Annotated in this window: 22 protein-coding genes; 19 read left to right on the forward strand and 3 right to left on the reverse strand. The window is 65.6% G+C overall.

Going from position 1 to position 24,374, the window contains the following annotated elements:
- Positions 1–27 precede the first annotated feature (27 nt).
- The 11 genes from C6570_RS09925 to C6570_RS09980 all read left to right on the forward strand — a co-directional run bounded on the left by C6570_RS09925 (position 28) and on the right by C6570_RS09980 (position 10,908).
- Positions 28–1,560 (forward strand): acyl-CoA carboxylase subunit beta, encoded by a 1,533-nt coding sequence (locus C6570_RS09925; protein ID WP_106703056.1) that lies wholly within the window; start codon positions 28–30, stop codon positions 1,558–1,560.
- A gap of 4 nt (positions 1,561–1,564) precedes the next feature.
- The gene (locus tag C6570_RS09930) at positions 1,565–1,957 is read left to right on the forward strand and encodes a VOC family protein (protein WP_106703057.1); all 393 of its coding nucleotides are present in this window, start codon (positions 1,565–1,567) and stop codon (positions 1,955–1,957) included.
- Positions 1,958–1,976: 19 nt separating this feature from the next.
- Entirely contained in the window at positions 1,977–4,037 is a 2,061-nt protein-coding gene (gene accC, locus C6570_RS09935) for an acetyl-CoA carboxylase biotin carboxylase subunit (RefSeq protein ID WP_106703058.1), read from the forward strand.
- A 41-nt stretch (positions 4,038–4,078) separates the two neighbouring features.
- Entirely contained in the window at positions 4,079–4,579 is a 501-nt protein-coding gene (locus tag C6570_RS09940; RefSeq protein WP_106703059.1) for a rod shape-determining protein, read from the forward strand.
- Positions 4,576–4,881, forward strand: a complete 306-nt coding sequence (locus C6570_RS09945; protein WP_106703060.1) for a DUF167 domain-containing protein — start codon at positions 4,576–4,578, stop codon at positions 4,879–4,881. The genes C6570_RS09940 and C6570_RS09945 overlap by 4 nt, the downstream gene beginning before the upstream one ends.
- A 149-nt stretch (positions 4,882–5,030) precedes the next feature.
- Complete coding sequence (locus tag C6570_RS09950; protein WP_106703061.1) at positions 5,031–6,257, forward strand: serine hydrolase domain-containing protein; 1,227 nt, start codon at positions 5,031–5,033, stop codon at positions 6,255–6,257.
- Positions 6,258–6,347: 90 nt separating this feature from the next.
- On the forward strand, positions 6,348–6,977 hold the full coding sequence (gene pncA / locus C6570_RS09955; RefSeq protein WP_106704632.1) for a bifunctional nicotinamidase/pyrazinamidase: 630 nt from the start codon (positions 6,348–6,350) through the stop codon (positions 6,975–6,977).
- 86 nt (positions 6,978–7,063) lie between these two features.
- Positions 7,064–7,546, forward strand: a complete 483-nt coding sequence (locus C6570_RS09960) for a VOC family protein (RefSeq protein WP_106703062.1) — start codon at positions 7,064–7,066, stop codon at positions 7,544–7,546.
- A 25-nt stretch (positions 7,547–7,571) separates the two neighbouring features.
- Positions 7,572–8,426 (forward strand): hypothetical protein, encoded by an 855-nt coding sequence (locus tag C6570_RS09965; protein ID WP_106703063.1) that lies wholly within the window; start codon positions 7,572–7,574, stop codon positions 8,424–8,426.
- A 623-nt stretch (positions 8,427–9,049) separates the two neighbouring features.
- A complete protein-coding gene (locus C6570_RS09975; RefSeq protein ID WP_106703064.1) occupies positions 9,050–10,444 on the forward strand; it encodes a hypothetical protein in 1,395 nt (464 codons plus the stop codon).
- 74 nt (positions 10,445–10,518) lie between these two features.
- Entirely contained in the window at positions 10,519–10,908 is a 390-nt protein-coding gene (locus C6570_RS09980) for a hypothetical protein (protein ID WP_123812243.1), read from the forward strand.
- Positions 10,909–11,274: 366 nt separating this feature from the next.
- Here C6570_RS09980 and C6570_RS09985 read toward each other — a convergent pair whose 3' ends face one another.
- Positions 11,275–12,141 (reverse strand): MurR/RpiR family transcriptional regulator, encoded by an 867-nt coding sequence (locus C6570_RS09985; protein WP_106703066.1) that lies wholly within the window; start codon positions 12,139–12,141, stop codon positions 11,275–11,277.
- Between the two features lie 144 nt (positions 12,142–12,285).
- Between C6570_RS09985 and C6570_RS09990 the strand changes: the two genes are divergently transcribed.
- Genes C6570_RS09990 through C6570_RS10000 form a run of 3 tightly spaced genes read left to right on the forward strand, consistent with a single transcriptional unit; the run spans position 12,286 to position 15,243 of the window.
- Entirely contained in the window at positions 12,286–13,620 is a 1,335-nt protein-coding gene (locus tag C6570_RS09990; protein WP_106703067.1) for an aspartate aminotransferase family protein, read from the forward strand.
- Positions 13,621–13,667: 47 nt separating this feature from the next.
- Positions 13,668–14,582 carry a transporter substrate-binding domain-containing protein gene (locus C6570_RS09995; protein ID WP_106703068.1) on the forward strand — a complete coding sequence of 305 codons (915 nt, stop codon included), beginning with the start codon at positions 13,668–13,670 and terminating at the stop codon, positions 14,580–14,582.
- Positions 14,583–14,604: 22 nt separating this feature from the next.
- Entirely contained in the window at positions 14,605–15,243 is a 639-nt protein-coding gene (locus tag C6570_RS10000) for an aspartate/glutamate racemase family protein (RefSeq protein ID WP_106703069.1), read from the forward strand.
- A 110-nt stretch (positions 15,244–15,353) separates the two neighbouring features.
- Here the strand turns inward: C6570_RS10000 and C6570_RS10005 are convergent, their stop codons facing one another.
- Positions 15,354–16,268 (reverse strand): LysR family transcriptional regulator, encoded by a 915-nt coding sequence (locus tag C6570_RS10005; RefSeq protein ID WP_106703070.1) that lies wholly within the window; start codon positions 16,266–16,268, stop codon positions 15,354–15,356.
- Between the two features lie 193 nt (positions 16,269–16,461).
- On the opposite strand from C6570_RS10005, the gene C6570_RS10010 reads away from it, so the two are divergent.
- The 5 genes from C6570_RS10010 to mmsB all read left to right on the forward strand — a co-directional run bounded on the left by C6570_RS10010 (position 16,462) and on the right by mmsB (position 21,774).
- The gene (locus C6570_RS10010; protein ID WP_106703071.1) at positions 16,462–17,985 is read left to right on the forward strand and encodes a CoA-acylating methylmalonate-semialdehyde dehydrogenase; all 1,524 of its coding nucleotides are present in this window, start codon (positions 16,462–16,464) and stop codon (positions 17,983–17,985) included.
- On the forward strand, positions 17,982–18,377 hold the full coding sequence (locus tag C6570_RS10015; protein ID WP_106703072.1) for a lysozyme inhibitor LprI family protein: 396 nt from the start codon (positions 17,982–17,984) through the stop codon (positions 18,375–18,377). The genes C6570_RS10010 and C6570_RS10015 overlap by 4 nt, the downstream gene beginning before the upstream one ends.
- Positions 18,378–18,425: 48 nt before the next feature.
- The gene (locus tag C6570_RS10020; RefSeq protein ID WP_106703073.1) at positions 18,426–19,580 is read left to right on the forward strand and encodes an acyl-CoA dehydrogenase family protein; all 1,155 of its coding nucleotides are present in this window, start codon (positions 18,426–18,428) and stop codon (positions 19,578–19,580) included.
- 120 nt (positions 19,581–19,700) lie between these two features.
- Positions 19,701–20,819 carry an enoyl-CoA hydratase/isomerase family protein gene (locus tag C6570_RS10025; RefSeq protein ID WP_106703074.1) on the forward strand — a complete coding sequence of 373 codons (1,119 nt, stop codon included), beginning with the start codon at positions 19,701–19,703 and terminating at the stop codon, positions 20,817–20,819.
- A 67-nt stretch (positions 20,820–20,886) separates the two neighbouring features.
- Positions 20,887–21,774 carry a 3-hydroxyisobutyrate dehydrogenase gene (gene mmsB / locus C6570_RS10030; protein ID WP_106703075.1) on the forward strand — a complete coding sequence of 296 codons (888 nt, stop codon included), beginning with the start codon at positions 20,887–20,889 and terminating at the stop codon, positions 21,772–21,774.
- 253 nt (positions 21,775–22,027) lie between these two features.
- On the opposite strand, the gene metE is transcribed toward mmsB, so the two are convergent.
- Entirely contained in the window at positions 22,028–24,337 is a 2,310-nt protein-coding gene (metE, locus tag C6570_RS10035; RefSeq protein ID WP_106703076.1) for a 5-methyltetrahydropteroyltriglutamate--homocysteine S-methyltransferase, read from the reverse strand.
- Between the last annotated feature and the right edge of the window lie 37 nt (positions 24,338–24,374).

Genomic DNA, 24,374 nt, shown 5'->3' on the forward strand with positions numbered 1-24,374 from the left:
ATTTTTGAGAAAGCGAAGCACAAGGCCATGAAACAGATTCTTGAGCAATTGGAAGGCAAGCGCGCCGCAGCCCGCCTGGGCGGTGGGCAAAAGCGCATCGACGCGCAGCACGGCAAGGGCAAGCTGACCGCGCGCGAACGCATCGAAGTGTTGCTGGACGCGGGCAGCTTTGAAGAGTGGGACATGTTCGTCGAGCACCGCTGTGCTGACTTTGGCATGGACCAGACGCACATCCCGGGCGATGGCGTGGTGATTGGCTACGGCACCATCAACGGGCGTCTGGTGTTCGTGTTCAGCCAGGATTTCACCGTGTTCGGTGGCGCCCTGTCCGAAGCGCATGCCGAGAAAATCTGCAAGCTGATGGACCAGGCCATGAAAGTGTGTGCGCCGGTGATCGGCCTGAACGACTCAGGCGGCGCGCGCATCCAGGAGGGCGTGGCCAGCCTGGGCGGCTACGCCGAGGTGTTCCAGCGCAACGTGATGGCCAGCGGCGTTATCCCGCAGATCAGCATGATCATGGGCCCGTGCGCGGGCGGCGCCGTGTATTCGCCTGCCATGACCGACTTCATCTTCATGGTGAAGGACACCAGCTACATGTTCGTCACCGGCCCCGAAGTGGTGAAGACCGTGACGCACGAAACCGTCACGGCCGAAGAGCTGGGTGGCGCGCTGACCCACAACACCAAGAGCGGCGTGGCCGACCTGGCCTTTGACAATGACGTCGAAGCGCTGCTGATGCTGCGGCGGTTTTTCAACTACATCCCGGCCAGCAACCGCGAAAAGGCCCCCACGCGCCCCACGCTGGACCCAGCCAGCCGCGCCGACATGAGCCTGGACACGCTGGTGCCCGACAACCCCAACCAGCCCTACGACATCAAGGAAGCCATCACCAAGGTGGTGGACGACGGCGAGTTCTTTGAGCTGCAGCCCGACTACGCCGCCAACATCGTCATCGGCATGGCCCGCATGGACGGCAACGTGGTCGGCATCGTTGCCAACCAGCCGCTGGTGCTGGCCGGTTGCCTGGACATCAAGAGCAGCATCAAGGCGGCGCGCTTCGTGCGCTTTTGCGACGCCTTCAACATCCCCGTGGTCACCTTCGTCGACGTGCCCGGCTTCATGCCCGGCACCAGCCAAGAGTACGGCGGCATCATCAAGCACGGCGCCAAACTGCTGTACGCCTACGCTGAATGCACCGTGCCCAAGATCACCGTCATCACCCGCAAGGCCTACGGCGGCGCCTACGACGTGATGGCCTCCAAGCACCTGCGCGGCGACGTCAACCTGGCCTGGCCCAACGCTGAAATCGCGGTGATGGGCGCCAAGGGCGCGGTGGAAATCATCTTCCGCGAAGAAAAGAAAGACCCCGAAAAGCTGGCCGCGCGCGAAGCCGAATACAAGGCCCGCTTCGCCAACCCGTTCGTGGCTGGCGCGCGCGGCTTCATCGACGACGTGATCCTGCCCCACGAAACGCGCAAGCGCATCTGCCGCAGCCTGGCCATGTTGAAAGACAAGAAGCTGGAAAACCCGTGGCGCAAGCACGGCAACATTCCGCTGTAAGGCCATGAAGTTCGGTTACTTCATCACCTACGTGGCCGACGTGGCCAAGACGGTGGCCTTTTGGCAGAAAGCGTTCGGGTTCGACGTGCGCTTGCAGGTGCCCACGGGCGACTACGCCGAGCTGGCGACCGGCGAAACCACCATCGCGTTTGCGTCCCATGCGTTGGGGCGCGAGAACCTGCCCGCAGGCTATGCCCCGGCCGATGCGTCAGCCTTGCCCCAGGGCCAGGAGATGGCGCTCGTCGCTGACGATGTGGCCGCCGCCGCAGACCGCGCCGTAGCTGCTGGCGCCACCTTGCTCAAGCCCGCTGCCCAAACGCCTTGGGGACAGACCGTGGCCTATTTGCTCACCCCCGATGGCAACCTGATTGAACTCTGCAGCCCCATGGCGGCCTGAGTACAGAGAAAGAAAGATCATGTTTACAAAGATTCTGATTGCCAACCGCGGCGAAATCGCCTGCCGCGTGATCGCCACCGCCAAGAAAATGGGCATTGCCACCGTGGCGGTGTATTCCGACGCCGACAAGGACGCGCGCCACGTGCAGCTGGCCGACGAGGCCGTGCGCCTGGGCCCGCCGCCTTCGCGCGAGTCGTACCTGCTGGCCGACAAGATCATCGAAGCCGCCAAGCAGACTGGCGCCCAGGCGATTCACCCCGGCTATGGTTTTCTGAGCGAGAACGAGGCCTTTGCCAAGCGCTGCGAGGACGAAGGCATTGCCTTCATCGGCCCGAAGGCGCATTCGATTGCCGCCATGGGCGACAAGATCGCCTCCAAAAAGCTGGCGAATGAAGCCAAGGTCAACACCATTCCGGGCTACAACGACCCGATCGCCTCTGCCGAGGCCGCCGTGGATATCGCCAAGGGCATTGGCTACCCGGTGATGATCAAGGCCAGCGCGGGCGGCGGCGGCAAGGGCCTGCGCGTGGCCTTCAACGACAAAGAGGCGCTGGAAGGCTTTACCGCCTGCCAGAACGAGGCGCGCAACAGCTTCGGCGACGACCGCATCTTCATCGAGAAATTCGTCGAGCAGCCGCGCCACATCGAGATCCAGGTGCTGGGCGACAGCCACGGCAACGTGATCTACCTGAACGAGCGCGAATGCTCCATCCAGCGCCGCCACCAGAAGGTGATTGAAGAGGCGCCGTCGCCCTTCATCAGCGACGCCACGCGCAAGGCCATGGGCGAACAGGCCGTGGCGCTGGCCAAGGCGGTGAAGTACCAAAGCGCGGGCACGGTGGAGTTCGTGGTCGGCAAAGACCAGGATTTCTACTTCCTGGAGATGAACACCCGCCTGCAGGTGGAACACCCGGTGACCGAGCTGATCACCGGGCTGGACCTGGTGGAGCAGATGATCCGCGTGGCCGCTGGTGAAAAGCTGTCATTCGAGCAAAAGGATGTGAAGCGCGAAGGCTGGGCCATCGAATGCCGCATCAACGCCGAAGACCCGTTCCGCAACTTCCTGCCCAGCACCGGGCGCCTGGTGCGGTTCGAGCCGCCCGCGCAAAACCTGTTCCAGGGCCAGGCCACCACCGACGTGGGCGTGCGCGTGGATACGGGCGTTGTGGACGGCGGCGAAATCCCGATGTTCTACGACTCGATGATCGCCAAGCTCATCGTGCACGGCAAAGACCGTAACGACGCCATTGCCCGCATGCGCGAGGCGCTGAACGGCTTCGTCATCCAGGGCGTGCAAAGCAACATCCCGTTCCAGGCGGCGCTGCTCGCGCACCCCAAGTTCGTCAGTGGTGATTTCAACACCGGCTTCATCGCCGAGCACTACGCCCACGGCTTCCGCGCCGAAGACGTGCCCCACGACGACCCGGCCTTCTTGCAGGCGCTGGCCGTCAACCTGCACATGTTCTACCGCAACCGCGCCAGCGGCCTGCAAGGCCAGTTTTGGGAAGGCTACAAGCGCCTGCCCCGGCGCGACTACGTGGCCTGCGTGCTGGGCGAAGAGGGCGCACACAGCTACGCGGCCGCCCACGTGGGCGAAACCGCACCGGGCGAACCCACCCGCATCACCATAGAAACAGCGAAGGGCGCGCGCACGTATGAGCTGCTGATGTCGCACGCCCTGGGCGATGCGCGCGTGACCGGCACCGTCAACGGCCAGCCCTTCACCGCGCAGATGGTGCGCGGCGCGGGCAAGAACCCGCTGGCCATCCGCGTGACCCACAACGGCACCCGCATCGACGTGATGGTGATGCACCCGCGTACGGCCGAGCTGTACAAGCTGATGCCCTACAAGGCGCCGCCCGACATGAGCAAGTTCGTGCTCTCGCCCATGCCCGGCCTGCTGGTGCAGGTGGCCGTTGAGCCGGGGCAAGAGGTCAAGGCCGGAGAGCGCGTGGCCGTGATCGAAGCCATGAAGATGGAAAACGTGCTGTTCGCCAGCGCCGACGGCGTGGTCAAGGAAGTGCGCGCTGCCAAGGGCGACAGCCTGGCGGTGGATCAGGCGATTGTGGAGTTCGAGTAAGGCCGCCGCCCACCTGGTGCTCACCCACCCCACGAACGCCCATGGACTGGTTCTCGCTGCTGGGTGGCACCCGCCTGTACGTGCGGCTGTCGCCCGAACGGCTGGTGGTGCGCGATGCGCGCGCGGGCCGCATGTTCGATCAAGCCGCGGCGCTGGCAGTGACACGCGCGGCGCCCCGCCGCATCGTCGCGGTGGGTGACCAGGCGGTGCTGGCAGCGGCGGGCGCGCAGCAACCGGTGGATTTGGTGCGGCCTTTCGCGCACCCGCGCACGCTCGTGGCCGACTACACCGCGGGTGAGCAACTGCTCAAGGCCGCCATCCAGACCGTGTTGCGCGGGCGCTGGCTGGCGCTGTCACCTCGCGTGCTCATGCACCCCGTGGGCGAGCCGGTGGGCGGCCTGACGCAGGTCGAAATCCGCGCACTGCACGAAATGGCCCGTGGCGCGGGCGCCCACCGTGTCACGGTATGGCAAGGCCCGCTGTTGACCGACGAGCAGGTGCTGGCGCGCCAATACCCCGCCGCAGGCCAGGTGTTGGCATGACCGCTTTGCTCAAACTGCCCATCCACGCCACCCCCGGCGCCAAGCGCACCGAGGCGGCGGGCGAGCACGGCGGCGCGCTGCGCGTGCGCCTGGGCGCGCCGCCGGTCGACGGCAAGGCCAACGCCGCGCTGATCGCCTGGGCGGCCAAGGCGTTTGGCGTGCCCAAGGCGCAGGTCGAACTGCTGCACGGCGCCAGCGGGCGGCAGAAACTGCTGGGCGTGCAGTTCAGTGACGAGGCCGCGCTGGCCGCCGCGCAGGCGCTGGTGGCGCAGTGGATGGCGGCGGGCGACGGCGGGCATTGAGCTGGCTTGCCGCACGCACCCTCTCGCCCAAAGCCATGCCGGAGACTACCAATTTGATAGCTGCCAGCGCAGGTGCAGCGGGCGCTAGAGGCAGTTTTGGTATTGAATATTCTGCGGCGCAGGCGGCGCAGGCGGCGCACCTAACCGGCTTGACCGCACGCCGCCAATGGCTGCTGGGCGCCGCCGCGCTGGGCGCAGCCGCTTCGCCATCCATGCTTTGGGCGGGCATGGTGGGCACAGCGGGGCAGGGTGAAGTGGCAGCCCTGCCGCAACGCGCCGCGCATCAAGTTGCGCAGTGGTCGCCCAAGGGCGCAGCCACCACGACAGCCGAATCCGCCAGTGGCACCACGCCAGCCACCTCTGCCAGCCGCACCACGCAGCCTCTCAGCTTGGAAGGCCCCGCCATCGCCCCCGCGCAGCGCGCTGCGTACGACCGCGCCTTCGCCAGCTTGCCCACGCTAATCAGCGCGCAGTCGCCCGACGTGCAAAGCGTAGCCGTGCTGCACCGGGGCGCACTGGCGTTCGAGTTTTACCGCCCCGGCGTCACGGCAGACAGCCTGCAAGACGTGCAGTCGGTCACCAAAAGCGTGCTGGCCTTGCTGTTCGGCTGCGCCATGGCCGATGGCCTGGTGCGCGGCCCGAATGAGCTGGTCGCACTGCGCCTGCCCGACTTGCTGCGCCAGGGCGGCGACAACACCCGCTTGCAGGATCTGCGCTTCGCCCACCTGCTGACCATGACGGCCGGCTGGCCGGGCGAAGAAACCACCCGCCGCGACCGCGACGACGACCTGCGCTGGCTGGCACGCCGCCCCTTTATTGCCGACCCCGGCGCGCGCTTTGCCTACGACAACGGCGCCGCCAACCTGCTGGCGCTGGCCCTGGCCCGCGCCGTGGGTCAGCCGCTGGCCAGCTACGCGCGCACGCGGCTGTTGCAACCGCTGGGCATCACCCACTTCAACTGGCGCCAGGGCGCGCAAGGGCATGCGCTGGGCGCGCTGGGCCTGTCGATCAGCACCCGCGCCATGGCGCGCCTGGGCCAACTGGTGCTGGCCGGTGGCGTGTGGCAGGGCCGGGCGCTGGTACCCGCCGACTACGTGGCCAGCGCCACCCAGCGCCAAAACGCAGGCGGCGGCCCCGTGTTTTCGCCCTACGGCTACCTGTGGTGGATTTCTGCCGATCAGCCACGCCGCAGCAGCGGCCGCCCCGCCGCCCTGGCCAGCGGCTACGGCGGTCAGTGGATTTATGTAGACCCCGCGCGCCAGTGCGTGGTGGCCACCACTTCGCGCCGCACGCCCGAAAGCGCCGCGCGCGGCCAGGCCCTGGCGCTGATCCGGCGGCAGGTGCTGCCCGCGCTGGCCCGCCTGCCAGGGGCTTGACCGCGCTGGCTCCGCCGCGCCGCCCAGCCAATGCAACCGAATTCAACCGAATTCAACCGAACGCAACCCAACGCAACGCAAAATCGCCTGATGACCACCTCTGCAGCCCAACGCGCCCTCATCGTCATCGACGCCCAATACGGCTTCATGCCCGGCGGCGGCCTGCCGGTGGCGGGCGGCGACGCCATCGTGCCCGTCATCAACCGCATCGCCCCGCGCTTTGCCAACGCGGTCCTCACGCAGGACTGGCACCCGGCCGACCACATCTCGTTCGCCTCCAACCACCCCGGGCGCCAGCCGTTTGAAACCATCCCGCTGCCCTATGGCCCGCAGGTGCTGTGGCCCACGCACTGCGTGCAAGGCACGCGCGACGCCGCCCTGCACGATGAGCTGCGCGTGCCGCAGGCGCAGCTCATCCTGCGCAAAGGCTTTCACCGCGAGGTGGACAGCTATTCCGCCTTCATGGAGGCCGACCGCGCCACCACCACCGGCCTGGCCGCCTACCTGCAGGCGCGCGGCATCACCCAGCTGGTGCTGTGCGGCCTGGCCACCGACTACTGCGTGGCCTGGAGCGCGCTGGACGCCCGCGCCGCTGGCTTTGAAGTGGCCGTGGTCGAAGACGCCTGCCGCGCCATCGACCTGAACGGCAGCCTGGCCAAGGCCTGGGCCGACATGGCAGCTGCCGGTGTGCAGCGCATCCAGTCGGCAGACGTTCACTAACCAAATCACCCTCTGGCGCAGGCTGCACCAGCGCCAGCAGCTACTAAAAACATAGTATCAAGCCAACCCGACCAAGGAAGACACCCATGACCACCCGCCCCTTCAAAGTGCTCGGCATCCAGCAAATCGCCATCGGCGGCCCCGACAAACTCAAGCTGCAAACCCTGTGGGTCGACATGCTGGGCCTACAGAAAACCGGCACCTTCCAAAGCGAGCGCGAAAACGTCGACGAAGACATCTGCGCCATCGGCACCGGCCCCTTCAAGGTAGAGGTGGACTTGATGCAACCCATCGACCCCGACAAGAAACCCGCCGTGCACACCACCCCGCTGAACCACATCGGCCTGTGGATCGACGACCTGCCCAAGGCCGTGGAGTGGCTCACGTCAAAAGGCGTGCGCTTCGCCCCCGGCGGCATCCGCAAGGGCGCGGCGGGTTATGACATTACGTTTCTGCACCCCAAGGCGAATGACGAGTTTCCGATTGCGGGGGAGAGGGTGTTGATTGAGTTGGTGCAGGCGCCGAGGGAGGTGGTGGAGGCGTTTGGGAAATTGGCCATTCAGGCCTAAAACCAATTTATTTCATAGGCAATCTATGGCTTATCAAGCAACAGTCATTCCGGTCATGATCGCCTCGCCAAGCGATGTAACTGAAGAGAGGGAAATAGTTCGGCGAGTCATTCATGACTGGAATGATGTAAATTCCGAGTATTCCCAAGCAATGTTAGCGGCTGTCGGTTGGGATTCACATTCTTCACCGGAACTCGGTGGGCGAGCCCAGGACTTCATAAACTCGAGAATTCTCCGTAATTGCGATTTGCTTATCGGAGTTTTTTGGACTCGATTGGGAACACCGACAGGCGATGCTCTTAGTGGAACGGTGGAGGAAATTGAGCGGCATTTAGAAGCCAATAAGCCGGCGATGATTTATTTTTCTTCTAAGCCAGCGGCGCCAGATAGCATTGATCCCGTCCAATATGCCAAAGTTAAAGAATTTCAGGGGGTACTCAAGACTCGAGGTCTTATTGAGTTCTATGCAAATACTCAGGAGTTTGAGCAAAAAATCTCCAAGCAATTACAGCAGTGTCTCATTCAGAATAACTATTTAAGGGGACTTGTCAGTCAGACGAAGACTCAAGGGGGATTTGGTATCCCCGGAGTGACAGTGTCGGAACCGAGAGCTGAGGATCGCTTATCGGTGGACGCAAAGGAGTTGCTTAAGGCCGCAGCATCAAAAGAAGATGGCTTGATACTGAAGATATCGTATCTGGGAGGCCTTGAGTTGCAAGTTGGGGATAGGATATTTGGCGGAGAAGGGGCGCGAGAAGGCGCTAAATGGGAAGCTGCATTGAATGAGCTTGAATCACTGAGACTTGTCGTCCAACGAGGCAATAAGGGCCAAGTCTACGAACTTTCTCTGCAAGGATGGGAGGTTGGAGACAGACTCTAGTTTTTGTCATCGCGTCTTGGAGGCGATCCCATCCGAGTTGGGGGACAACAGTACAACTAGCGGATCAAGAGGGTCTAGCGCAGCCTTGGTGGGCGGGTGCTGCATGCGGTCATAGGGTGCCTCGCACACTCTAAATTGCTGCGTATTTGATACATCCCGGTGCTTCATACGCCTACCCCAAAGGACAAATTGGCCATGTTTGCCACCCGCAATGGCTCTGTCCGTCATCCCGCGTTCCGCTCCCCACCCGGCACCAACACCCCCGCCTTCCGCTGCCCCACCTCCTTCAACAACCCCCACGTCGCCTGCACCCGCGCCAGGTGCTTCGCCTCGGCGGGCATGCTCATCCAGAAGGTGCGGGTGAACTCGGCCTCGCCCGGCAGCACGCGGGCCAGGATGGGGGCGCGGTCGGCCGTGAAAGCGGCACCAACGTCTGCAAAGACGCGGCTGCCAAAGTGCAGCCCTGGCGGCAACCACCGGGCCGAGCCCCGCGACATGGGCCGAACTAGGAGAACTACCTATGTTCCTGACTGCGCCGCCCCACCGCATAGGTAGCCTTCCCAGCTTTCTGAAAAAGGTTCACACGGTTGTAATCAGCCTGTCGTAATTGCTCAGGAGTAGGCATGTCAGTCACCGAAACCGTCTCAACCATCCAGTCGCGCACGCGCGACGATGGGTTCTTGAGCACCTCGCGCAACAGCCACCTGAAACAGACGGTGCAAGACTTGAAGGGCCTGACGCCGACCGAGCGTGGCGAGGCATTGGGCAAGTTCACCAACGACGATCTGCATGAGATCGCCAATGACGTGAACGCCAGCGGCATTTTTGGCGCCGACGGCTTGTCCAACGATGAAAAGCGCGACTTGTTCAACACCCTGGCAGACGGAGCCAAAGGCGAAGACCTGGCGCGTTTGGCCACGGCCTTCGACAGCCGCGAAGACACGCAGCTGCTCGCCGAATCGGTGGCCAGCAAAGGCAGCAACGAAGCGAAGCAGGCTTACATCCAGCAAATGGCTTCGCGCACGGCCGACAACGACTACGGCATGTCGGCCTACCTGGGCGGCGCGTCGACCGAGCGCAGCGACAAGGACGCCAAGGCGATCCTCACGGTGCTGAACAGCTTTGACACGTCTACGGGCAGCGGCCGCGCGGCGTTGGATCAGGCCATTAAAGGGCTGCCCCAGGGCGCGTTGGACAGCGTGGCCAAAGCGGGCGTGGACGAAACCACATTCACCAGCGCCAGCATGGGCGGGAGCCATATCTCCGTCACCTACAAGGCCGATCAGCTCAACGCCTTGCTGGACAAGGTGGCGGGCAGCGCCGACGCCCAGGCGAAGGCCAAGGTGTTTGGGGCGGCAGCGCAAGCCGTGTCGGGCATGCGCGAAAACGCGGGCGTGCACCTGGGCATGACATCGATTGGCACCGACGACAAGATCGCCGGCGTGGTCGACCGAATGACGAAGGTGATGAATTCCGACCCGCGCGGCATCACCGACCAGCTGAACAAGGCCGACGCCTACGGCCTGCGCCTGAGCACCTACGTGGCCGAGGTGCTGCGCAAAGACCCCGAGGGCGGCGCCAAGACCCTGGGCGACCAGCTGGCACAGCTGCAAGGCGCGGGTACGGGCCAGGCGCCCGCTCAGTTCTTTGAGGCGCAGGCGCCGGGCACCAACGGCACGCCGTACTACAAGAACGCTGAGACCTTGGGCTACTACGCGGGCGCATTGCGTGCGGGCGTGGATGCCTTGAACAAGGACGCTACCGAGACCGGCATCCTGGTCAAGGCGGTGCTGGGCGCGGCCATTGGCGCGGCCAGCCTGGGCCGCGCGGGCGGCTCCGCCACGGGCCTGACCAACCTTGTGGTGGACGAGGTGGTGAACCAGGCCAATGGCAGCCGCACCGAAACCGCCCGCGTGCTGGAGCAACTGGCGGTACCGGTGGACGGCAACGGCGACCGCTACCAAGGCCCGGCCACGGCCACGTTTGACAGCAAAGCAGCGAAGGTGCGCGCCCAATGAAAATTACACGCCGTGATGTCACCGCCAGCGTGGCTGCCATGATCGTGCTTCCCAAGGCGGCACTTTCGCGAACCATGACAGACCTGAGACTCTTGCGCATTCCGGGCGTTGAAGCCTTTGCCTACCGCGACGAAAGCACGCTGCCGTTGAACCAGGCGACGACGGCGCTGGCCGACACCTTCAAGGCCAGAGGGGCGCAAGGCGGTGTTGATGGCGAGACGCTGGCCGCCGACGCCACCACCACCGACGAGGCCATCGCCAAGTCGGTGGATGCGCTGCTGGGCAGCGACTGGCAGCGCAGCAAGGGCTTCGCCAGCGCCAACCCCGCCATCCGCCAGATGGTGTGGGAAACCAAGTCGGCACCCAAGCGCTTTTACGCCATAGCGGCCTTCAACGCCGTGCATACGGCGACCGATGGGCGCAAGTACCGGCCGCTGGAATCGGTGTTCACGCGCGAGCGGTAACGCGGGTTCTGCGCGGTTGGGGGTGAATGGGCGGCACGGTTGTGCCCGGCAACCGGGCTGAACGTGATCCGAGAGCGCGGCGATGGCTGCTTTTCCGACGCCAGCGGCATGGTGACGGCGTGGCAGGGGGGGCTGAATGGGGCAGTGCGCCGATCCGCCATCCACCCCAGCAATCCCCAAGTTGGAAGAAACTACGTATTTGATAGCTGCCAGCGCTTGATGCGCTTGCGCTGGCGGCCGATTTGACTGGTTTCTATCGCAAGCGGTGCAGACCGCTGCCTTGCCGCCTTCCGCTCGCCAGCCGGCGCCCGCGCTCGCGTTTCCCGTGTATTTGCTTCGCGGCAATGCTTGGGGCGCACACCTCCGTCACGGATGACGCGGCAACGGTGGCGCCAGGTAGGCGCCCGATTCCAGCAATTGCGCCTCTGCCTGACCGATGCGCCGCACGACGGGCTTGCCCGCGCGGCTGGCCAGCAGCTCGACCAAGGCCTCTGTGACGGCCACGCCCGCCGCGATGGACGGAAAGAACGACGGACTGTGGGTGGTGAACAGCAACGTCTCGTCGGCCACCAGTGAGATGGGTGAAGCCACGCTGTCGGTGATGGCGACGATGCGGCACCCGGCCTTTTTGGCCGCATCGGTCACCTGCAGCGCTTCGCGCGAGTAGGGCGCAAAGCTGACCACCACCAGCGCGTCGCCCTTGGCGAATGCGCGCTGCTGCATCTCCAGCGAGCCGCCTTGGCCATCGACCAGGTGGACGCTCGCGCGGAAAAGCCGGTACACGTAAACAAACGAAAACGCGATGGGAAAGCACGCGCGAAAGCCTGCAGCGTGCACGGCAGGGGCTTTTTCGATCAAAGCGCAGGCGGTTGGCAGCGCCTGCTCGCTGTGCCGGTGGGTGGCTTCCAGGTTGCGGCGTTGCACCTCGAACATCTCGCCCGCCAGGCTTTGGTCTTTGGCGCGGCCGACCAACTGTTTGGCGCGCTCGCCGTAGGTGTCGGCGTCCAGGCCCATGTCGGCGGCGAAAGCAGCTTTCAGCTGCGGCCAGCCGTCGAAACCCACGGTGTGCGCAAAGCGCACCAGCGTCGCGGGCGTGCTTTGCGAGCGTGTACCCACGTTGCGCATGGAGCCGGTGACCACCTCGTTGGGGTGGTCCAGCACGTAGCGGGCCACCTGTTGCAAGGCGGGGCTGAGGTCGTTGAAGCGCTCGCGGATCCGGTCTTGTGCACCCATGGCTGTGTCTGCCTGCGAAAGGCCTGCGTTGTCTCTGGAACAAATGTACCGGACAGAGTGCGTCGAAACGGTTGACGGAACAAATGTACCAATGAATAATGCAATCGAAACGTTAGTTCCAATTCGCAGCCCGCCTCACACGCTATGACCCACGTCTTTCACCGCCATCTTCGCCAGACTCCACCCATTGCCGTGGGCGCGCAAGGCATGTACATCCGTGACGAGCAGGGGCGGGAATACCTGGATGCGTCGGGCGGGGCAGCGGTGTCTTCGCTAGGCCATGCGCACCCCGAAGTGATGGCCGCCATGCATGCGCAGATCGACAAGCTGGCGTATGCGCACACCAGCTTCTTTTCCAGCGAGCCGGCCGAACAACTGGCCGATGAGCTGATCGGCTCTGCGCCCGAGGGCATGAGCCACCTCTATCTGGTCAGCGGTGGTTCAGAGGCGGTCGAGGCGGCGCTCAAGATGGCGCGCCAGTACTTCGTGGAAATCGGTCAGCCCCAGCGCACGCAGTTCATTGCGCGGCGCCAGAGCTACCACGGCAATACGCTGGGGGCGCTGGCGGTGGGTGGCAACGCCTGGCGGCGTGAGCCCTTCGCGCCCATCCTGGTGCCCGCCACGCACGTTGCGCCGTGCTATCCGTACCGTGAGCAACGCCCGGATGAAACCGCCGAACAGTACGGCCTGCGTCTGGCCGCTGAACTTGAAGCGGCCATCGTCGCCCAAGGCGCAGACCGCGTCATCGCGTTCGTGGCCGAGACCGTGGGCGGCGCCACCGCCGGGGTGCTGACGCCCGTGCCGGGCTATTTCAAAGCAGTACGCGCCGTGTGCGACAAGTACGGCGTACTGCTCATCCTGGATGAGGTGATGTGTGGGATGGGCCGCACTGGATCGCTGCACGCTTGTGAGCAAGAAGGCGTGGTGCCCGACCTGATGACGGTGGCGAAGGGGCTGGGCGGCGGCTACCAGCCGATTGGCGCCGTGCTGGCCCAGGGCCGCATCGTCGAGGCGATGTCCAAGGGCAGCGGATTCTTTCAGCACGGGCACACCTACCTGGGGCACCCGGTGGCTTGCGCAGCGGCGCTGGCGGTGCAGCACGTGATTCGGCGCGACGGGCTGGTGGCCAAGGTTCGCGATGACGGCATCGCCTTCGGCGCCATGCTGGCCGACGCGCTGGGTGGGCACCCGCATGTGGGTGACATCCGCGGCCGCGGTTTCTTCTGGGGCCTTGAGCTGGTGGCGGACCGAGCCACCAAGACCCCATTCGACCCTGCACGCAAGGTCAACGCGACGATCAAGAAAGATGCGATGGCACGCGGGCTGCTTTGCTACCCGTTTGGCGGCACGGTGGATGGCCGGCAAGGCGACCACGTGCTGTTGGCGCCCCCCTACATCGCCAGCAGGCAAGAGCTGCAGTTGATCGTCGAGCGACTGGCTGATTCGATTGACAGCGTTACCCGCGCTGCAGCGGCCTGATCGCACTTTTTCCCCGCGTTTTTTCAACCCGCCCCAAGGAGCGTTCAATGCCCCAGCTATGTCTGCAGTTTTCCCGCCGTGCCACTGCATTCGGCCTGGCTTTCGCGGCCCTGCTGCCCGTGGTCAGTGCCCAGGCCCAGGAGAGCGAAACGCTCGCCAAGATCAAGTCAACCGGTGCCATCACGTTCGGTTACCGGGAGTCGTCCTTCGGCTTTTCGTACCTTGACGGCAACCTCAAGCCCGTGGGCTACAGCATCGACATCTGCAAGCGCATCGTCGACGCGGTGAAGACCGAGCTGAAGATGCCGACCATCGAGATCAAGTACCAGGCGGTGACCTCAGCCAACCGCATTCCGCTGGTGCAAAACGGCACGGTCGATCTGGAGTGCGGCTCCACCACCAACCTGGTGGAAAGGCAAAAGCAAGTGGCGTTTTCGCCGGACATCTTCCGCTACAACGTGCGCATGCTGGTGAAGGCAGATTCGGGCATCAAGAGCATTGCGGACCTGCAGGGCAAGACGGTGGCCACCACGGCCGGGACGACTTCGTTCCGTCTGCTGCGCGAGGCCGATCGCGGCCGTGGCCTGGACGTGACCAACCTGGCAGGCAAGGATCACAGCGATTCGTTCTTGCTGGTGGAAAGTGGCCGCGCGCAGGCCTTCGTTCTGGACGACATCCTGCTGGCCGGCCAGATTGCGAACTCGCGCAACCCTAAGGACTACATCATCACGGGTGAAAGCCTGCGCACCGAAAACCAGTCGCTGATGTTCCGCAAGGACGACCCGGCCTTCAAGGCGCTGGTCGACCGCGTGGTGACGGGCATGATGAAGTCGGGCGAGATGGAAAAGCTCTATACGCGTTGGTTCATGTCGCCCATTCCGCCCAAGGGCATCAACATCAACTACCCGCTCAACGCCGAAACGAAGGACGCTTTCGCCAATCCCTCGTCCAAAGGCATTTGACGGAACGCCGACCTGTTGCCTCATGACACGCCTCGCCCTGATTCACGCGCTTTCGCATTCGGTAGCCCCCATCAACGAAGCCTTTGAGCGGGACTGGCCCGAGGCGGTGCGGATGAATCTGCTGGACGACAGCCTTTCCGCCGACCTGGCACGCGGCGGGCGGGGGCTGGATGAGGTGATGCATGAGCGGTTCCAGCGGCTGGCGCAGTACGCGGTCGATACGGGCGCGCGGGGCATTCTGTTTACATGCTCGGCCTTCGGGCCGTGCATTGAGGCGGTGGCGCGCCGGCACGCCGGCCTGCCGGTGCTCAAGCCGAACGAGGGGATGATCGAAGAGGTGGCGCAGGGGCAGGGCCGGCTTGGCCTGATCGCCACTTTTGCCCCCACGCTGGCCTCGATGCCAGCCGAGTTTCCGCAGGGCACGTTGTTGGAACTGGCGCTGGCCGAAGGCGCACTCGACGCCCTGAACGCGGGTGACACGCAGCGCCATGATGCGCTGATTGCCGAGCAGGCCGCAGCACTGCGCGAGCGGGGTTGTACGCGGCTGGCACTGGCCCAGTTCAGCATGGCCAGAGCCCGGGCCGCGTGCGAAGCAGCCAGCGGCCTGCCGGTGCTGACCACGGTGGACAGCGCCGTGAAGGCGCTGCGGCGGCGCAGTTGATCCTGCGGGCGTCAGGGGCCTAGTGCCGCTGAAGCAGCGGCTTGCGTTGGTTTCCACCGGCTGAGTGCTGAACGCCGCATGGATTTCGTTGAGCCGATGATCGCGCCTGATCAGCGTGCGCTTCGCGCGGCACCTGGTACCAACACCCCTGCCTCGCGCTGCCCCACCTCTTTCAACAAGCCCCACACCGCCTGCACGCGGGCCAGGTGTTTCGCCTCGGCGGGCATGCTCATCCAGAAGGTGCGGGTGAACTCGGCTTGGCTCGGCAACACGCGGGCCAGGATGGGGTCGCGGTCGGCCATGAAGGGGGGCAGCACGGCCAGGCCGGCGCCGGCGCGCACGGCTTCGTACTGCGCGGTGACGCTGGTGCTGCGCAGGGCAAAGCGTTCGGGCTGATGCAGCTGGTCCAAGAACTGCAGCTCTTTGCTGAACAGCAGATCGTCCACGTAGCTGATGAAGGCGTGGTGGCGTAAATCTTCGGCCTTGGTGATGAGCGGGCGGCGCGCCAGGTATTCGCGCTGGCCGTACAGGCGCAGGGTGTAGTCGGCCAGTTTGGTGACGATGACGGCGCCGCGCTTGGGGCGCTCCAGCGAAATCACGATGTCGGCCTCGCGCCGGCTGAGGTGCAGCATGCGGGGCACGGCCAGCAGGTCGACGGACAGGCCGGGGTGCGCCAGCGTCAGCCGCGCCAGGTGCGGCGCCAGTATCAGCGTGCCAAAGCCTTCGGTGGCGCCCACGCGCACCAGGCCGGTGGGGCCGCTGCTGGCGGCGTTGGCGGGGGAATGGCGTTCCACGCCCAGCACGGCGGTTTCCATGGCTTCGACGGCGGGCAGCAGCTGGCGGCCGGCCTCGGTCAGGCGGTGGCCGGCGGCCTCGCGCGCGAACAGCGGCGCGCCCATCTGCTTTTCCAGCGCTTGAATGCGGCGCGCCACGGTGGTGTGTTCCACCCCGGTGCGTCGCGCGGCGGCGGCCAGCGTGCCGGTGCGGGCCAGTTCCAGAAAGTAGCGCAGGTTGTCCCAGTCCATCGTGCCCCTGTAGCGGTTTGCCTCTGAAGGCTGTGCAAATACGCAAAGCCAAGGTGCATGATTGTGTCTTGCTTGATCAATTTCGCACAACTACCATGGCAGCATTGGCGCGCCGATCAATTTGCCTTGGCAACACGGGCGCCAACCGCTTTCTTGCCGCAGCGCCAACACAACCCATTCCAAGGAGACAAGCATGAACGCCCCCGACAAAGTGGCCGCCCTGGCCCCCACCGTCAAACTGCTGATCAACGGCCAGTTTGTGGAATCCAAAACCACGCAATGGCGCGACGTGGTGAACCCCGCCACACAGCAAGTGCTGGCGCGAGTGCCCTTTGCCACGGCGGAGGAAATCGACGCAGCGGTGGCTTCGGCCAAGGAAGCCTTCAAGACCTGGAAGAAAACGCCCATCGGCACCCGCGCGCGCATCTTCCTGAAGCTGCAGCAGCTGATCCGCGACAACATGAAAGAGCTGGCTGCGCTGCTGACGGCAGAGCAGGGCAAGACGCTGCCCGATGCCGAGGGCGATGTGTTTCGCGGCCTGGAGGTGGTCGAGCACGCGGCCAACATCGGCACGCTGCAGTTGGGCGAGCTGGCCAACAACGTGGCCAACGGGGTCGATACCTACACGCTGCTGCAGCCGCTGGGCGTGTGCGCGGGCATCACGCCCTTCAACTTCCCAGCAATGATCCCGCTGTGGATGTTCCCGATGGCGATTGCCACCGGCAACACCTTCGTGCTGAAGCCTTCCGAGCAAGACCCGATGGTCACCATGCGCCTTTGCGAACTGGCGCTGCAGGCCGGCGTGCCCCCCGGCGTGCTGAACGTGGTGCACGGTGGCGAAGCGGCGGTGAACGCCATTTGCGACCACGCCGACATCAAGGCGATCAGCTTCGTGGGCTCCACCAAGGTGGGCACACATGTGTACAACCGCGCCAGCCTGGCGGGCAAGCGCGTGCAATGCATGATGGGCGCGAAGAACCACGCTATCGTCATGCCCGACGCCAACAAAGAGCAGACGCTGAACGCGCTGGCCGGCGCGGCCTTCGGCGCGGCAGGCCAGCGTTGCATGGCCTTGTCGGTGGCGGTGCTGGTGGGCGAAGCGCGCCAGTGGATTCCTGAGCTGGTCGAAAAAGCCAAGACGCTGAAAGTCAGCGGCGGCACCGAGGCCGGCACCGACGTGGGCCCGCTGGTCAGCTGCGCCGCGCTGGAGCGCGTCACCGGCCTGATCGACCGCGGCGTGGCCGAAGGCGCCAAGCTGGAGCTGGACGGCCGCAAGCCTGACGTGAAGGGCTACGAGAAAGGCAACTTCGTCGGCCCGACGATCTTCAGCGGCGTGAAGCCGGGCATGAGCGTGTACGACCAGGAAATCTTTGGCCCCGTGCTGTGCATTGCCGGTGCCGACGACATCGACCAGGCCATCGAGCTGATCAACGCCAACCCCAATGGCAACGGCACGGCCATCTTTACCCAATCGGGCGCGGCGGCGCGCAAGTTCCAGGAAGAAATCGACGTGGGCCAGGTGGGCATCAACGTGCCGATCCCGGTGCCGGTGCCGCTGTTCTCGTTCACCGGCAGCCGCGCGTCCAAGCTGGGCGATCTGGGCCCTTACGGCAAGCAGGTGGTGATGTTCTACACGCAGACCAAGACCGTCACGGCGCGCTGGTTTGACGACAGCACCACCAGCCACGGCGTGAACACCACCATCAGCCTGAAGTGAGGGCTGCGCGCAAGGCCGCGCTGGCCGTTCTCGTCTGCAGCGCGGCGGCATCCGCAGCCTGGGCCCAGGCCGGCGCTGCGTGCCGTGCGGGCGGGACGGTGGACGAAACCAACGCGTGTGCCGTGCGCGATTACCAGCAGGCTGATGCAGACTTGCAGGTTCTGTACGGCGACGTGATGCGGGCGCTGTCGGCGCACGAGCGGCCAGACCTGCGCCAGGACCAATCCGCTTGGCAGCGCAACCGCGTGGCGCAATGCAAGGCCGCGCAGCGCGCTGCCGAAGGGCGGCCCGAGTGGCCGCGCCTGTACCACGAATGCCTGCTGGCCGCCACGCGGGGGCGGCGCTCGGGGCTGATGTACTGGCTGCAGCACGGCGCGCCGCCGCCCGGCTGAGTCTGGGCCCTGGCATCCGGGGCCGATGCAGTGAGTGAGGAGACACCGATGGATTTCGAGCTGAGTGAAGATCAGCGTGCCTTTGCCGATACAGCGCGCGCTTTTGCGGTGAGCGAGCTGGCGCCGCACGCGGCCGAGTGGGACCGCGAGGCCACCTTTCCGCGCGAGGCAATCGCCAAGGCGGGCGAGCTGGGCTTTTGCGGCCTGTACGCACCCGAGCGCGTTGGCGGGCTGGGCCTGCCCCGGCTGGATTCGGCGCTGGTGTTCGAGGAAATGGCCGCGGTGGACCCATCCACCACTGCCTTCATCACCATCCACAACATGGCGACCTGGATGCTGGGTACCTGGGCCACCGATGCCGTGGCGCAGACCTGGGGCGAAGCGCTGACCAGCGGGCGCAAGCTGGCTTCGTACTGCCTGACCGAGCCCGGTGCCGGTTCGGACGCGGGTTCGCTCAAGACGCGGGCTGAGCTGCAAGGTGCCGAGTACGTCATCAACGGCGGCAAGGCCTTCATCTCGGGCGCCGGCTCTACCGACGTGTTGGTGCTGATGGCGCGCACGGGCGGCGCGGGCGCCAGCGGGGTGTCTGCCTTCGCCGTGCCGGCCAATGCGCCGGGCATCAGCTACGGCAAGAAGGAACACAAGATGGGCTGGAACAGCCAGCCCACGCGCACCATCAGCTTCGACAACGTGCGCGTGCCCGCCGACCACCTGCTGGGCCAGGAAGGCGAAGGCTTTCGCATCGCCATGAAGGGGCTGGACGGCGGGCGCATCAACATCGCCACCTGTTCGGTCGGCGCCGCGCAGGGCGCGCTGGATGCGGCGCGCCGCTACCTGCACGAACGCCAGCAGTTCGGCAAGCCGCTGGCCAGCTTTCAGGCGCTGCAGTTCAAGCTGGCTGACATGGCCACCGACCTCGTCGCCGCGCGCCAGATGGTGCGCCTGGCGGCCAGCAAGCTGGACAACGCCCACCCCGACGCCAGCACCTATTGCGCCATGGCCAAGCGCTTTGCCACCGATGCGGGCTTCAACGTCGTGAACGAGGCGCTGCAGCTGCATGGCGGCTACGGCTACCTGGGCGAATTCCCGCTGGAGCGCCTGCTGCGCGACGCGCGCGTGCACCAGATCCTGGAGGGCACCAACGAAATCATGCGCGTGATCGTCTCGCGCAAGCTGCTCGAAGGGGATGCCGACATTCGATAGTTGCCTGCAGCATTTCTTTGAATGAAATAGGGCTCTAGCGCTTGTGTAATGTGCGCGAACAGCTATCAATATCGTAGTATTTCATTGCTCCTTCCTTTTATTACCGGTGCCTTTGAACCCATGAACGATTCAGCCGTCGTCCTGTTTGACTACCTGCCCGCCGCCAACGGCAAACGCTTTGGCGTGGCTACGCTCAACTCACCCGCTTCGCTGAATTCGCTGTCGGTGGACATGGTGCGTTTGCTGACGCCCCAGTTGCGCGACTGGGCGCAAGACCCCAGCGTGGCGGGCGTGCTGCTGCAGGCCGCGGGCGAAAAGGCTTTTTGCGCCGGTGGCGATCTGCGCCAGCTGTACCAGACGCTGCTGGATCGCCGCGATCAGCGCAACGAATACGCCGAGCGCTTCTTTGGCGAAGAGTACGAGCTGGACGATTTGATCCACAACTTCCCCAAGCCCTTCCTGTGCTGGGGCCACGGCATCGTGATGGGCGGCGGCGTGGGCCTGATGGTGGGCGCCTCGCACCGCGTGGTGACCGAAGGCAGCCGCGTGGCCATGCCCGAGATCAACATCGGCCTGTACCCCGACGTGGGCGGCAGCTGGTTCGTGCGCCGCGCGCCTGGCCGCACCGGGCTGTTTCTGGCGCTGACGGCGGCGCAGGTGAACGGCAGCGACGCCATCTTTGCCGGCTGGGCCGACGTGCTGGTGCCGCATGCGCGCAAGGCGCAGGTGCTGGACGCCATCGCCGCGCACGGGTGGACGGGCGATGCCGACGCCGACCGCGCCGCGCTGTCGCGCATCCTGGCGCAAGCGGGCGAGGGTGCCGAGCGCCCCGCGTCGAAGCTGCGCGAACACTACGACACCATCGAAGCGCTGATGGCCGGCGACGACCTGCTGGACATCGCCCAGCGCTTGCGCACGCTGAAAACCGAAGACGCGTGGCTGCAAGGCGCGGCCAAGGCCTTCAACAAGGGCGCGCCCAGCTCCATCGCGCTGACCTGGGCGCTGTGGCAGCGCGTGCCGCGCATGTCGCTGGCCGAGGTGTTTCGCCTGGAGTACTGGGCTTCGCTGGGTTTTTGCGCGCACCACGACTTCGCCGAAGGCATTCGCGCCGTGCTGGTCGACAAAGACCGCAACCCGCAGTGGCAACCCGCCACGCTGGAAGACATCACCCCGGCCTTCGTGGCCGACCACCTGCGCCCGCGCGGCGAAATGGCGCCCGAGCTGGTGCCGCTGCGCTGACTTGCGCTGAACAGCGCATCGCCGCACCGCACGCCAGAACACTTCACGCATTCCAAAGGAGACAGACATGAAAGTTGCATTCATTGGCCTGGGCAACATGGGCGGCCCGATGGCCATCAACCTGAAGCGCGCCGGCTATACCGTGCAGGCGTTTGACCTCAGCGCCGACGCCATCGCCAAGGTGCGCGCGGAAGGCGTGGACGTGGCGGCTTCCGCGCGTGAGGCGGTGCAGGGCGCCGAAGTGGTCATTTCGATGCTGCCCGCCAGCAAGCACGTTGAGTCGCTCTACCTGGGCGACGAGGGGCTGATCAAGCTCATCCAGCCCGGCGCGTTGCTGATCGACTGCAGCACCATCGCCCCGGCATCGGCGCAAAAGGTAGCGGCGGCCGCCACCAGCCAAGGCCTGCAGATGATCGACGCGCCCGTCTCGGGCGGCGTGGCCGGCGCCACCGCGGGCACGCTGACGTTCATCGTGGGCGGCCCCGCCGAGGCGCTGGAGCGTGCGCGCCCGGTGTTGCAGGCCATGGGCAAGAACATCTTCCACATGGGCGACGCGGGCGCCGGGCAAGTGGCCAAGCTGTGCAACAACATGGCGCTGGGCGTGATCATGGCCGTGACGGGCGAGGCCCTGGCGCTGGGCGCCGCACACGGGCTGGATGCAAAAACCCTGTCGCAGATGATGGCCGTGAGCACCGGCCGCAGCTGGGCCACCGAGGTGTGCAACCCCTGGCCGGGCGTGCTGGAGAACGCGCCCGCGTCGCGCGGCTACAGCGGCGGCTTTGGCAACGACCTGATGCTCAAAGACATGGGCCTGGCGGTAGAAGCCGCCATTGGCGTGGGCGCCACGGTGCCGCTGGGCGAGCTGGCCCGCAACCTGTACGCGATGAACAAGCAGGCGGGGCGCGGCGGGCAGGATTTCTCCAGCGTGGTGCAGTTGATGACCAAGCCCGCCTGAGCCCCTGAAACGCGCAAAGCGCCAGCACTTCGGAAGTGCTGACGCTTCTTTATTCATAGCTGCTGGCGCTGGTGCAGCGGGCGCCAGAGCCTTGTTTGACTTGAAATCCGGTTGCCCACCGGATCGCCATGCCGCCGCTTCTGCGCACGCCACCGGCTGATCGCCGGGGCATCCGGACAAGCCGAGGCAGGGCGGCGTCAGGTGCACGCTGCCGCTGCCCGCCGCCGGGTGCGGCAATCGGGCGACCCGCCGATCAGGCGCTGACCGCCTCCTCCTGCTCGCGCAGCGCCTTGGCCGCCGCCACCATGTGCTCCAGCGCCGGAATCACTTCCGACCACTGGCGGGTTTTCAGGCCGCAATCCGGGTTCACCCACAGCCGCTCGGCCGGGATGCGCTCGGCGGCTTTCTGCATCAGCTGCACGATGTGCTCCTGCGTGGGGATGTTGGGCGAATGGATGTCGTACACGCCGGGGCCGATCTCGTTCGGGTACTTGAAGTGGTCGAACGCGTCGAGCAGCTCCATGTCCGAGCGGCTGGTTTCGATGGTGATCACGTCCGCGTCCATCGCCGCGATGGACGCGATGATGTCGTTGAACTCCGAGTAGCACATGTGCGTGTGGATCTGCGTCTCATCGCGCACACCGTTGGCGGTGATGCGAAAGCTCTCCACCGCCCAGTCCAGGTAGTCCTGCCATTGCGAGCGGCGCAGCGGCAGGCCTTCGCGCAGCGCGGCCTCGTCGATCTGGATGACGCGCACGCCGGCTTTTTCCAGATCCAGCACTTCCTCGCGGATGGCCAGCGCCAGCTGCAGGCAAGACACGCGCCGCGGCTGGTCGTCGCGCACGAAAGACCAGTTCAGGATGGTCACCGGCCCGGTCAACATGCCTTTCATGGGCTTGTCGGTCAGCGACTGGGCGTAGCGAATCCACTCCACCGTCATCGCCTTCGGGCGGCTGATGTCGCCAAACAGGATCGGCGGCTTTACGCAGCGCGACCCGTACGACTGCACCCAGCCGAACTGGCTGAAAGCGTAGCCCTGAAGCTGTTCGCCAAAGTACTCGACCATGTCGTTGCGCTCGGCCTCGCCGTGCACCAGCACGTCCAGGCCCAGCTGCTCTTGCTCGCGCACGCTGCGCTCGATCTCGGCGCGCATCGCGCTCTGGTAGCCCGCGTCGTCCAGCCGGCCGGCCTTGTATTCGCTGCGGGCGTGGCGGATTTCCATGGTCTGCGGGAAAGAGCCGATGGTGGTGGTGGGATAACGCGGCAGGCGCAGCTGCGCCGCCTGCTTGGGCGCGCGCTGGCCGTAGGCACTTTCGCGCTGGCCCAGGTGGCTGCTGATCTTGGCAACGGCGGCCTTCACCACGGGGTTGTTCACGCGGGGCGATTGGGCGCGCGCCGTCAGCGCGGCCTGGTTGGCGGCCAGCTCGGCGGTCACGGCGGCGCGGCCTTCGTTGATGGCGCGCGCCAGCAGGTGCAGCTCATCGAGCTTCTGACGGGCAAAGGCCAGCCAGGACCGCACTTGCGCGTCCAGGCGCTCCTCGCTGGCCAGATCGACCGGCACATGCAGCAGCGAGCACGACGGCGCCAGCCACAGGCGCTTGCCCAGTCGCGCGGCCAGCGGCTCCACCCAGTCCAGCACGGCGTTCAGGTCGGTCTTCCAGATGTTGCGGCCGTTGATGACGCCCAGCGACAGCACCTTGTGCTCAGGCAGCAGGTTGATCAGCGGCAGCACGTCGTCGCGGCCGTTGATGGCGTCCACATGCACGCCGGCCACGGGCAGGTTGGCCGCCAGGTAGGCGTTGTCCTGCAACTGGCCGAAGTAGGTGGCCAGCAGCAGCTTCACGCGGCAGGCCTTGAGCTGGTGGTAAGCCAGGTTGAAGGCGTGGCGCCAGTGCTCATCCAGCTCGGTCACCAGAATCGGCTCGTCGATCTGCACCCATTCGGCGCCCGCATCGGCCAGCGCGTCCAGCAGCTGGGCGTACACGGGCAACAGGCGATCGAGCAGGGCCAGCTTGTCGGAATCGTCCTTGGCCTTGCCCAGTGCCAGGTAGGTCACCGGGCCGATCACCACCGGCTTGGCCTTCACGCCGAGCGACTTGGCCTGGGCCAGCTGCGCCAGCAGGCGCGATGCGTCCAGCTTGAACTGGGTGTCGGCCGTGAATTCGGGGACGATGTAGTGGTAGTTGGTGTCGAACCACTTGGTCATCTCGCCCGCGGCCACACCGTGCGCGCCGCAGCCGCAGGCCGCTTCGCCGGAGGGGGCGGTGCGCCCGCGCGCCACGCGGAAGTAGTTGTCCAGCGCGTCGCCGTGAAAGCCCTGCACGCGCTCGGGCAGGTTGCCCAGGGCAAAGCTGGTGTCCAGCACCTGGTCATAGAACGAAAAGTCGCCCACCGGCACCCAGTCCAGCGCGGACTGGTCGGCCCAGTGGCGCGCGCGCAGGGTCTCGCCGGTGCGCAGCAGCTCGTCGCGGGTGCTCTGGTCCTTCCAGTACGACTCGAGGGCGAATTTCAGTTCACGGCGCGCGCCGATGCGCGGGTAGCCTAGGTTGTGGGTGGTGACCATGACAGCAGATCCATTGGTTGGCGAAAACGGTCATCGT

The organism is Ottowia oryzae, assembly GCF_003008535.1.
Classification (GTDB): Bacteria; Pseudomonadota; Gammaproteobacteria; order Burkholderiales; family Burkholderiaceae_C; genus Ottowia; species Ottowia oryzae.